The organism is Kocuria subflava, assembly GCF_012163155.1.
Taxonomy (GTDB): Bacteria; Actinomycetota; Actinomycetes; order Actinomycetales; family Micrococcaceae; genus Kocuria; species Kocuria subflava.
Genome location: NZ_JAAVUN010000004.1, coordinates 69,465 through 81,009, shown reverse-complemented (window position 1 = coordinate 81,009; position 11,545 = coordinate 69,465). Strand labels below are relative to the sequence as shown.

Annotated in this window: 6 protein-coding genes; 5 read left to right on the top strand and 1 reads right to left on the bottom strand. The window is 64.7% G+C overall.

The features are described 5' to 3' along the window. The first annotated feature begins 13 nt into the window (after positions 1 to 13). The gene (locus GTW58_RS03600) at positions 14 to 1,606 is read left to right on the top strand and encodes a GMC family oxidoreductase (protein WP_119932340.1); all 1,593 of its coding nucleotides are present in this window, start codon (positions 14 to 16) and stop codon (positions 1,604 to 1,606) included. Between the two features lie 129 nt (positions 1,607 to 1,735). Then, positions 1,736 to 1,879 (top strand): hypothetical protein, encoded by a 144-nt coding sequence (locus GTW58_RS03595; protein ID WP_157980429.1) that lies wholly within the window; start codon positions 1,736 to 1,738, stop codon positions 1,877 to 1,879. Between the two features lie 124 nt (positions 1,880 to 2,003). Here the strand turns inward: GTW58_RS03595 and GTW58_RS03590 are convergent, their stop codons facing one another. After that, a complete protein-coding gene (locus tag GTW58_RS03590; RefSeq protein WP_232817953.1) occupies positions 2,004 to 5,117 on the bottom strand; it encodes a hypothetical protein in 3,114 nt (1,037 codons plus the stop codon). 168 nt (positions 5,118 to 5,285) lie between these two features. Here GTW58_RS03590 and GTW58_RS03585 point away from each other — a divergent pair, with 168 nt between their 5' ends. From GTW58_RS03585 to GTW58_RS03575, 3 genes are all read left to right on the top strand, one after another. Further along, on the top strand, positions 5,286 to 8,357 hold the full coding sequence (locus GTW58_RS03585) for a DEAD/DEAH box helicase (RefSeq protein WP_119932342.1): 3,072 nt from the start codon (positions 5,286 to 5,288) through the stop codon (positions 8,355 to 8,357). Positions 8,358 to 8,504: 147 nt separating this feature from the next. Next, positions 8,505 to 9,653 (top strand): TY-Chap domain-containing protein, encoded by a 1,149-nt coding sequence (locus tag GTW58_RS03580; protein ID WP_119932343.1) that lies wholly within the window; start codon positions 8,505 to 8,507, stop codon positions 9,651 to 9,653. 275 nt (positions 9,654 to 9,928) lie between these two features. Then, a complete protein-coding gene (locus GTW58_RS03575) occupies positions 9,929 to 11,110 on the top strand; it encodes a VIT1/CCC1 transporter family protein (RefSeq protein ID WP_119932344.1) in 1,182 nt (393 codons plus the stop codon). Positions 11,111 to 11,545 lie beyond the last annotated feature (435 nt).

Genomic DNA, 11,545 nt, shown 5'->3' with positions numbered 1-11,545 from the left:
AAGAAAGAGGATCATGACTCCCAACGCCCCTGGATCGACTGAACGCCAGATCCCCACCGAGTTCGACTACATCGTGGTGGGTGCAGGTTCAGCCGGTTCTGTCGTCGCTGCCCGCCTGTCCGAGAACCCGGACGTCACCGTGGCGCTGATCGAGGCCGGCCCCCATGACAAGACCATCCCGGAAATCACCACACTGAACCGCTGGATGGAGTTGCTGGAATCCGGCTACGACTGGGACTACCAGATCGAGCCCCAGGAGAACGGCAACTCGTTCATGCGCATGGCCCGCGCCAAGGTGCTGGGTGGCTGCTCCTCCCACAACTCATGCATCGCGTTCTGGGCACCGGCCGAGGACATCGACGAGTGGGAGGAGAAGTTCGGAGCCACCGGCTGGAACGCGGAAACAGCTTTCCGCCTGTACCAGAAGCTGGAAAACAACCAGGACGACGGCGCCCACCACGGCCATGACGGCCCCGTCCGGTTGCGCAACGTCCCCGCCACAGACCCCTGCGGTGTGGCTGTACTGGATGCTGCCGAGCAGGCCGGGATCCCACGCGCCGACTTCAACACCGGCAAGACCGTGCTCAGCGGCGCCAACTTCTTCCAGATCAATGCGCGGGAGGACGGGACGCGGGCGTCGTCGTCGGTGTCTTACATCCACCCGATCGAGGACGAGCGCGCCAATCTGTACGTGCTGCCAGAGACACAGGTCAAGGAACTGACCTTTGATGGGGAGACCTGCACCGGCGTGTCAGTGGTGGACAACGCGTTCGGCACCGCCCTGGCGCTGACCGCCCGCAAGGAAGTGGTGGTCTCGGCCGGCGCCATCGACACTCCCAAGTTGCTGATGCTCTCCGGGATCGGTCCCGCCGAGCACCTGCGCCAAGTAGGTGTTGAGGTGCGCGTGGACTCCCCCGGCGTTGGTGAGAACGTCCAGGACCACCCGGAGGGTGTGATCCAGTGGGAGGCCAAGAAACCCATGGTCACGGAATCCACCCAGTGGTGGGAGATCGGACTGTTCTCCCAGGTGGACCCGGACACGGACCGCCCGGACCTGATGATGCACTACGGTTCCGTGAACTTTGACATGCACACCTTCCGGCAGGGCTACCCCACCTCGGACAACGCGTTCTGCCTGACCCCCAACGTCACCCACGCCCGCTCCCGGGGGACCGTGCGGCTGCGCTCACGGGACTTCCGGGACAAGCCCATGTACGACCCCCGCTACTTCACGGACCCGGAGGGCTACGACATGCGCATCATGACCGCCGGTTTCCGCAAGGCCCGGGAGATCGTGGCGCAGGGTCCCATGGCTGAGTGGGCCGGTCAGGAGCTGTTCCCCGGCCCGGACGTGCAGACGGACCAGGAATTCGCCGATTACATCCGCCGCACCCACAACACGGTCTACCACCCGGCGGGTTCCGTGCGCATGGGGGCCGACGACGACGCCCTGGCTCCCCTTGACCCTCAGCTGCGGGTCAAGGGCGTCAAGGGCTTGCGCGTGGCTGATGCCTCCGTGATGCCGGAACTGGTGACCGTGAACCCCAACATCACGGTGTTCATGATCGGCGAGCGGGCTGCCGAGCTGATCGCAGCCGACGCCTGAGGTGCCTGTGCTCCGTTGAGGTCATGGGGATGTACGTTTTTCGGCCGAAAAGCGTACGTCCCCCATGCTCTCGGCACTGCGGGTGCCTGGGCGTAGAGATCAGGCACAACATCCTGCTGAGGAGGAGTGATGAACGTGATGCAAGACAATGGGTTTGAGATCGTGATCGGACTGCTGATGCTGTTGCTGTGGGCCGCAGTGGTGGCCGGAGCAATATCCGCTCTGGTCTACCTCCCCAAGATCTCCCGGCAGCTCAACCGCATGGAAAAGTAGGGACCCCACAGTCCATGACGCACGTTTGACAGGGAAAGAGCCATTCTCAGCCCCTGAGAATGGCTCTTTCCCTGTCAAACTCGCCGCCGGCCGCGCAACGACTACGCCCCCGCCCCGCCCGGCTTCAGCCCATGAGCTTGGCGGTGAGGATCTGCGCGAAGTCCTCGGAGACGTCCCCGTAGTTCAGGGAGAAGTCCTCATCCACGCGAGTGGGCAGCACACCCGAGCACAGCACGGTGGCGCGGGCATACAAGCCGGGCAGTTCGGCACCGATCGGCACGGACAGAAGCTGTAGTTCCTCATCCCAGGAGACCAGCGGGGTCCCGGCCTGCCGGGCAGCCAGGTGCTTGCCCAACCCGGAGTTCACCCGCCGCCCGTGACCCGATTCCACATCAGCCTCCGTGCGAAACACGTATCGCGTGCGGTGGTGGTGGTTGATCCGGAACAACCCGGGCTGTTCCCGGTCCGTGGTGGGCAGCCACGTGGCATCGGACGGCACAAACAGTTCGGCCACGCCGTTGTACTGCATCTCCGTACGTGCCAGTCCGTCCTGAACGGTGGACAGAGGTGCCAGGGTGTCCAGCATGACGGGTCCGGCCTCATAAATGACGTCGCACAGCCCCTCCGGCAGACGCTCAGCCAGCTCTTCCAGCTCAACGTCCTGGACCAGGGAGGAGGCGTGGTCCTCCGGGGACAAGGTGACCAGTGCACCACCCAGGGCGTCAGCAGCGGAGGAGACCAGGGCCTCCTTGTCCGGAGTCCACCCACCGGTGAGCAGGATGGATCCGTCCACCAACTGCGTCAGGGCAGGGGAACACACCTGCCAACGGCGCACCGTCCAGTTCTCGTCCCGGATGACCTCCAGGAAACCCAGACCCTGAAGGTGGCCCACAAGCCATTCCTCGAACCGTTCGGTGTCCACCAGCTGGCGGGCCACGATCGAGAGGGTGGAGCGCTTGCCGCCGCCCAGGAACGTCAGGGCATCGCGGAACGGGGCCCAGGACATGGGGTTCTCCCCCTCGTCCGGGCCGATGAACTGGAGGGACTCCACCGAGCCGACCTCGGACACGGCAGAGAGCTTGGTCAGCCGGCCCGGGTAGCGCTTTTCCAACCCGCAGTCCCGGCAGCGCCCGAACACCCACGGTGCCTTGGCCTTGGGGTCCATGGGCGGCAGCACAATCCGGTGCTTGCCGGTGGCCAGACAGGAAGGCCCGCTGTGCTCCGGGAGGACGTTCTCGCGCTGGACCAGCAGCTGGCCCTCAGCGGAGTGCCAACCGGGAACCGTGGGGACGTCCACAGCTTCCAGCTCGGCCTCCGGGACCTCCACGGAATTCAGATTGTTGAAGGCACCCTGGACGTACTCGTCCGGCAACTCGGAAACGGTGGCAGCCGTGACGGGCCACAGGGCGTCGTCGTCGGTGTGGACCATCTCCCCCTCATAGCCCAGCGACCGCTGTGTCATGTAGAAGGAGGAGTCGCGCGCGGAGAAGCTCATGCGCTGTTTGACCGTGCGTCCTGCTTTGAGGACCAGGACGTAGTCGTTGGGCTTCAGCCCGCCGGTGGCATGGGCCATGGGGGTGCCGTTGGTGGAGATCTGGAACGGCGGAATCAGGCTCTCGGCCAGCTTGTGGCGCTGCAGACGGAAGGTTTCCGGGTGACGCCACTCGACCTCAAGGGTCAAGGGGTCATCGGTGTCCGAGACCACCGTGATCTGCGGCGGGCGCTGAGCCGACCACCGCACCACGTCTCCTGGAATGCGTAGGCCACCGGAGAGTCGCACGGTGGGGACAAGTCGCGGGACCATTCCGGAGAAGTTGTCGTTGACCGTCAGCTCGGGGTTGCCTGCGCGCAGCACCTGGACGTCGTCGAACATGGCCCAGCCCTCTGGCAGTCCGGAGGTCCCGGCGGGCACGAATGTGTAGTCCGGGGATGCGGAGTCATCCAGGATGGAGCGCATCTGGGCGATGGTGGATTCCTCGTCACGCACCAGCACGCGGCACGGCCAGGCGGCAGGAATGTGGTCCACGGAGATGAAGGTGTCGGAGAAGGCGTCCTTGGCAAACACGACGACGGGCCGCGCCGTCCGTTCGAACGTGTGCGCCCCGGCGGAGAGCTTGAGCTCTCCTTCCAGCAGAGAGGCGGGTTCGATCCGTGCGGTGAGGGCAGAGATTCCCAGGTAGGCGTCCCCGATGTAGGACAGGAACAGGGTGCGGGGTCCGGCGGTGGTTTCCAGCTCCACCTCACGTTCGGTCATGAACCGCTTGGGAACCACCAGACCGAACTCAAAGATCTTGTTGCCGATGTAGTCCATGGCATCCACCAGGGCCAGGGAGGCCGAGTGTTTTCCCGGCTTGCTGGACACGGACCGGGTGACGGGTGTGGGTCCACCGGCTTCGGCCCGGGACTGCTCCCAGCGGGCGAGCTCGGCACGGGCCACTTCCAGGCCCGGGTAGCGGGTCACGGAGGTGGTCCAGATCTGGCGCATGGACTTGGAGACATCCGTGTCTGCCACATCCAGCCAGAAGTCCACGTACACGCCCAGTTCCTCCGGGGAGAGGCCTTGGGCGGTGGTCAGTTCCATGTCCGCGAACATCTGGTGGAGTTGGCGTCGCTCGGACTCCCCCAGCAAGGTCTGCGCCAGGGCAAGGCCAACAGGCCGCTGGTTGAGGGCATCACCCACGGGCAGGCCGACCTCACCGTCGCGCAGTTCCAGCCAGTAGCGCAGGGCATCCCAGAAGGCCTCGGTGTCCTTCTTGAAGGAAGCCTCCAGCGCCTTGGTGTCCTGACCGGCCTGCAGCAGAACGGCCAACGGCAGGTAGAACGCTGAAGCCGACTTGTTGCCGGTCTGGGAGGCCAGCCGGGAGGTGTGGCGTCCGGCCAGGGCGAACAGCGCCAGCAGGGCCACGATGGGCGGCGGCGCCAATTCGGAGAGAGTGTCCAGCTGGCGGCGGGAGTCCCGGTACCAGAGTGTGGTCAGTCGGGTGAAGGCCTCGAACACCGGGGTGCGGGAACCGTCCATGACCAGCAACGGGGTCACGGAATCGACAATGGCGCGCAGGGTGGCGGGACCGTCCAGTCCGTGCTCCTGACCGATCTGGGCCAGGGTCTTCTCATCCAGGTCCAGGGGAACCAGTTCACCTGCTTTGTCCGCCCCGAAGAACGCGGCACACACGGCGTCGTTCCACTTGAGGTACTCGATCTCGGCCTCATTGCGCGCAATGCGATGTTGACCGAGCACAAGCGAGTTGGTCCCCGGCACTGCACCCTCCGTCTGCGGCTCCGGCCGCCCTTGTTCTGCGGGAGTGAAACCTCCCTGTACCAGCGCCTCATTATATGTGCGCCCGGCCGTCCCCGGCGGCCGCTGCCGCCTGGTTGCCCGCCCCGTCCGGCTCCTAGAATGGTGAGAATGACCTCACCTGCCGCCGAGTCCTCCACGGCCCGCACAGCCTCCTCATGGCAGCGCGCTTTGGCCTCCATGCTCGACGACGACGCCCCCGCCCTGGACGTCGAGGACACCGAACACCCGGGCCCGGCCATCGGCCTGGAGTTCGACCTTCAACTGCCCACGTTCCGCCGGGTGCATCGCGCACGACAAGCCCAGGCCGGTGCCCCCTACTCCCTGGGGATGCGGCCGGTGCGCAAAGGTCGGCGCGGGGACTGGATCCGGGGCGGCTTGGACTGGGAGAAGGTCACGGAGGCCGGGATCTCCGGGATGCTCACCGCCGAACAGGCCGACTGGTTCGATGAAATCCGCTCCCTGGCCAACGTCCGCTCCCGCCAGGTCCTGCACGACCGGCACTGGGTGTACGTGGAACATTACGAATCCCCCGTGCTGTGGTCACTGTTGGGCCGTGCCGAGGAACTGGGGGTGGAGTTCATCACCCGTGACCACGCGCAGCCCGTGCGTCTCAGCTCACCGGGCAGGTTCCAGATCGACCTGGTGCACGACGACGAGAACAACCTGCTGCTGCATCCCGAGGTGTTGATCGACACCACGAATTCCAGTCAAGACGCAACGGCCGATGATGCCGCCCGCGTGGAAACCGTAGCCCTGGAATCTGCAGGCATAGTGGGGGCCCCCGGCCATGGGGTGTTCTTCCCCGCACCACAAGATCCTGTGGAGTTGGAGCGGACCGAGGATCTCAACCGGTTCCCTCTGACCTTGGTGCCGCTGAGGACCCGCCTGACCCGGGACCAACGCCAGTTCCTGGAAACAGCTCAGGAGGTCACGGTCCCGCATGAGGAGATTCAGGAATTCCTGGACCACTGGTTTCCCCGGCTGCACCAGCGGATCGGGCTGGCCAACGACGACGGCTCGATCGAGCTCCCTCACGTGGCCCCACCGGAAATGGTGCTCACGGTTCATCACGATGATCTGACCATCCGGTTGGACTGGGAATGGGAGTACAGCCAGGGTGGTCAGCGCATCCGCCTGCCGTTCCGCCCTGCCGATCCTTCGGGCACGGAACCGGCCAAGCGGGAGTCCACGTGGGAAAGCGCCATGACCAAAGCCGTCATGCGCCGCATCCCGGATCTTGAGTTCCGCCGCTCCGCCTACGTGGGTTACGAGGCCGTGGTCTTGTTGCGTGATTGGCTGCCGGAGCTGGAAAAGGTCCACGACCTGAGGATTCAGGTCACCGGTACGGAACCTGCCTACAAGCCCTCGGATGAACCGCCGGAGATCACGGTCTCCACGCTGCCCAGCGAGCACCGGGACTGGTTCGACCTTGGTGTGACCGTACGTGTGGGTGACTTCTACGTGGCGTTCGCAGAAATCTTCCGCGCCCTGGCACGGGGCCAGGACGTGATGATGCTGCCCAACGGCTCCTGGTTCGCTCTGGATGCCCCCCGGTTCGAGCACCTGCGGGAGTTGCTGCGCGAAGCGCGGTCCCTGCAGGAAACTCCGAGCGACCAACTGCGGGTCTCCAAACACCAGATGGGGTTGTGGCAGGAGTTGGAGGAGCTCTCCGACCGCAGCGAAACCGTGACGCAGTGGCGGGAGGCCGTGAACCGGCTGGTGCACCGGGAACCCAGTGATCCACCACCGGTGCCGGCAGGGCTGACTGCACAGCTGCGGCCCTACCAGGTGGAGGGGTTCCAGTGGTTGGCAGCCCTTCAGGACATGGGTTTGGGCGGGATCCTGGCCGATGACATGGGTCTGGGCAAAACCGTTCAGGTCATTGCGCTGTTCACCCACGTTCTGGAGCAGGCACAGCTTCGCGGTCCTGAGAATCCGGCGGTGCAGCCTTTCCTGGTGGTGGCCCCCACCTCCGTGGTGCCCAACTGGGTATCGGAGATCAACAAGTTCGCCCCGCATCTGAAAATCGCTGCCGCCCAGGGCACGGCCGCCGGTGCCGGTCAGATGCCGGCCGAATTGGCCGCCACCCAGGACGTCGTCGTGACCTCCTACACCCTGTTGCGCATGGATGAGGCACTGTGGAGCCAACCGGAGTGGGAGGCTGTGATTCTGGATGAGGCGCAGTTCGTGAAGAACCCGCGGACCCAGGCCCACCGCGTGGCTCGGGAGTTGAAGACCAGGACCACGGTTGCCGTCACCGGCACTCCGTTGGAGAACGGACTGGCTGACTTGTGGGCGTTGCTGAGCCTGAGCGCACCGGGGTTGTTCCCGTCACGCAGGAAGTTCGTGGAGGACTATCAGCGCCCCATCGAGGTCTCCCATGACCGGGCTGCCATGTCCCGGATGCGGCGCAGAATCGCCCCGTTCATCCTGCGGCGCACCAAGGACGCCGTGGACCTTCAGCTGCCACCCAAGCTGGAGCAGACCCTGCGGATCCAACTCACGGAGGAACACCGCAAGCTCTATGACCTGCACCTGCAGCGCGAACGCTCCAAGGTGCTGAAGTTGCTTCCGGAGCTCAACCGCAACCGGTTCACCATCTTCAGCTCCTTGACCAAGCTGCGGTTGATGGCACTGGACCCCTCCTTGGTGGACCCGGAGCTGGAGATCAGCTCCTCCAAGTTGGAGGCGTTGTTCGAGCACCTGCCGGAGATCGTGGCGGAAGGTCACAGGCCCTTGGTCTTCTCCCAGTTCACCGGTTTCCTCAAACTGGCGGCGGCCCGACTGGACCGGTTGGGCATTCCGTACGCCTACCTGGATGGCTCCACCCGTGACCGGGGCGCTGTGATCCAACGATTCCGTGACGGTCAGGCACCGGTGTTCCTGATCTCCCTGAAGGCAGGTGGCACCGGGTTGAACCTGACGGAGGCGGACTACTGCTTCCTGCTGGATCCCTGGTGGAATCCCATGGCGGAGAACCAGGCCGTGGACCGCGCACACCGAATCGGCCAGGAACGCAAGGTCATGGTCTACCGCATGGTGGCCACCGGCACCATCGAGGAAAAGGTCATGGAACTCAAGGACCGAAAGGCCCGTCTGTTCGAGACCGTGATGGACGACGACGGCACGTTTTCAGCCGCCCTGACGGAACAAGACGTCATGGAGTTGTTCCGTCAGTGAAATCCTTGACGCACCAGTAACTTGAGCGCCATGATGTCACGTCAACAACCTTGCTGCAGTGTCACATTGCAGTGAATTACCTGATCACGTGTGATTGGCCCGCCGGTGCAATAGCGTGAACATCAATACCCCAGGAGGTGTCCGGAAGTGCCTACTTCACCGTCCGGCCTCCCGCTGTTCGTCGATCGGCATGGCCCCCTCATTGCCGTCATGGTTGATCGCGGGTTGCGCCCGGATCAGATCCGTCGTCGTTTTCATTTGCTGCACCCCACCGAGTCCCCCGCGCTGTTGAACCAGATGCTCATCCGGATGGCGCCGCCGTTCTCCTTGGAGGACGCCACGGCAGCCGCCACCCACTACACGGATGCACAGATCCGGGTGGGTGTGGAACTGGTGGTGTTCAAGACCTCCGATCTGGAGTTTGACGCCAACGCTGCCTGCCTGCTGGATGAGGCCACCTTCCTGGCCGTGGAACAGCTGACCAGCACCTATGACCCGTCCGGGGAATCCACGCGCCTGATGATGGGCGCCATTGGAGCGGTCCGCCAGGCCATTTCCTCCGGACGGAAGTTCAAGCTGCCGCCCAGCACCTACGAACAGATGCGTCAGCAGTTGGGTGCCAGGGCCGGGCTCAATGACACCCCCCCGTGGCCGGTGCCCTGGACGGAAGTGGCTTACCGTGCCGGCAACGGCCTGTGGAACTGCGCCATTCGATCCATGGGACTGGAGACCACCTCCGGTTCCCGCGCCAAGTTGCCTTGCGGCCAGCCTGCGGCTGAGACGGCAGATGCCGCTGCTGAGGTCCGCGAACTGCATGACCCGGGAATCGGACTGATCGCCCCGCATGTTCCGGCAGACCAGATTCCGGAATCCGTGTGGGACAACCTGCGGGACATGCTGGCCGAGGACCTGGCGTCTTTGCCGTGGAAGGGCCAGCTGGTGCTGAAGTACGTGGCGGAAGGCACCGGCAACACGCCATCGGCCTGGGCAGGTTCAGGTCCTGACGGGGTCACGTGTGCCATGTCCACCACCGTGTCCGTTCCGGTCTCCCACTGGCCGTTGGACGTTGCCTATTTTGAGGAAGGCCATTGGGAGGAACCCTCCACCTGGGACCGCCCGTGGACGGCCGGACCGCTGGATCCCGTGACGGCTGCTGAACGCATGGTGGACGGTCTGCGGTTCGGGCGCCTGTGCCTGGATCCCTACAGCTTCCGATGGGGAACCACAGAGGTGGCAGACCCACAGGGCACCAGCTCGGCATCGGCCGGGACCGTGATCCCGTTGCACGGCGCCTGAGCCGGGGTCTGCAGGCTGCGCCTGACGGTAACCAATTTCACGTCGTAGCACCTCAGCTCATCCCTTAAACTGGCTGAGTTGAAGGGGAGTAGTTCCACGCTCACATCAGCACATTGATGTCAGCAGCGGTCAGTCGACATACCGGATCTCTTGGAGGAGTCCCGGCTGGCCACCTGCGTACCGGGCGAACGAGACCTTCACGCGGGCTCACAGTCCGTTTCACCGCACTGAAGATCACCGAGCCGTCACCGGCCGATGAGGACAAGGACTCCTCCATGGCTGATTCGCCACGTTCCCACACGCCTGAAAACTCCGCACCGGCCCACCGTGAGCCCTCCACCCACGGGCAAGCAGATCCCGCCACGGATTCCACACCGGCTCAGATCCGGCGCTGGCGCCGCTACCTGGCAGAAGAACAAGCCGAGGCCGAGATCTACCGGAGGCTGGGTGAATCCAGCACAGGACGCCACAAGGAGATCCTGCTCAAGGTCTCAGAGGCGGAAAGTCGCCACTCCCAGTACTGGAAGGCCAAGCTCGGGGAACACGCCGCCAAGACCGTCAGCCCGTCCCTGAGTTCACGGGTGTTGATGTTCCTGGCCGCCCACTTCGGCTCCGTTTTTGTGCTGGCGCTGCTGCAGCGCGCCGAGTCCCGCTCCCCGTACCAGGAGGACGCTGACGCCTCACCGGCCATGGCTGCGGATGAAGCCATCCATGAGGAAATCGTGCGAGCCCTGGCCAATGACGGCCGCCAGCGGCTCTCCGGGAACTTCCGCGCCGCCGTGTTCGGCGCCAATGACGGGCTGGTCTCCAACCTGGCCCTGGTCATGGGTGCTGGAGCCACGGGCATGTCATCCACCATGGTGCTGTTCACGGGCATTGCCGGTCTGCTGGCCGGGGCGCTGTCCATGGGCGCCGGGGAATTCGTCTCCGTGCGCTCACAGCGCGAACTGTTGGAAGCCTCCTCCCCCACCCAGATCACCCTGGCGGTGGCACCAGACCTGGATCTGGATGCCAACGAACTCGAGTTGATCTACCGTGCCCGTGGCATGAGCCCGGAGGCTGCCGCCCACCGCGTCAAGGAACGCCTGGGTTACCTGGACTGCGACTGTGACCCGTCATTGTCCTTCCGGGACCCGGATCCTGAGGACCAGGACGCCCCTGGCGGGGAGCACGTGGCTCTGGGAACGGACCTGGGTGCTGCCGGTTCCAGTTTCTGCTTCTTTGCCTCCGGTGCCGTGATCCCCATCCTCCCCTACCTCTTCGGCATGGGTGGCATGTGGGCCATGGTGGTGGCCATGGCCCTTGTGGGCGTGGCCCTGCTGGTCACCGGTGGTTTGGTGGGGCTGCTTTCCGGCGCCTCACCGCTGGCACGCGGCATGCGGCAGTTGGCCATCGGCTACGGTGCGGCGATCGCCACGTACCTGCTGGGGCTCGTGTTCAACGTGGCGGTGCTCTGAGCACCCCAGCAACAGATCGTCAGGGTGGCACGGATCACAATTCACGAATGTGCCTTGTCACCTGACGTCATGCCCCGGTGGTGGTGTCACGGGAAGGTCAAGACTCGATAACATGTACGTCGTGGCCTTGTGCCACACGGCATCAGGGGGACGCCACGGAATTCGCTGCCCGGCCGACACTGGGGGGTGTCACCGGACACGCGCCTGTGGCGTAATCAACCGAACAGCCCACGGTTGCCTCCTGATGAGACGCCTGGCGTCTGCCGGTGGTGGGCGGGTTCATTTCCATCTCTGGAGGCGCATCTCTCCCCGCGCTGGGTGCTCTTGAGCATCCGTTCCCGCCACCACCGGCCCCTCACACCTCAAACCCATTGTTGGACCACACACCAACAACGACGGCGCCCCTCACCTTCCGTACGGAAGGTGAGGGGCGCC

Excerpts from the sequence above, each read along its gene's own strand:
- GTW58_RS03575 (WP_119932344.1), top strand. The coding sequence starts at position 9,929 with ATGGCTGATTCGCCACGTTCCCACACGCCTGAAAACTCCGCACCGGCC.
- GTW58_RS03600 (WP_119932340.1), top strand. The coding sequence starts at position 14 with ATGACTCCCAACGCCCCTGGATCGACTGAACGCCAGATCCCCACCGAG.
- GTW58_RS03585 (WP_119932342.1), top strand. The coding sequence starts at position 5,286 with ATGACCTCACCTGCCGCCGAGTCCTCCACGGCCCGCACAGCCTCCTCA.
- GTW58_RS03595 (WP_157980429.1), top strand. The coding sequence starts at position 1,736 with ATGAACGTGATGCAAGACAATGGGTTTGAGATCGTGATCGGACTGCTG.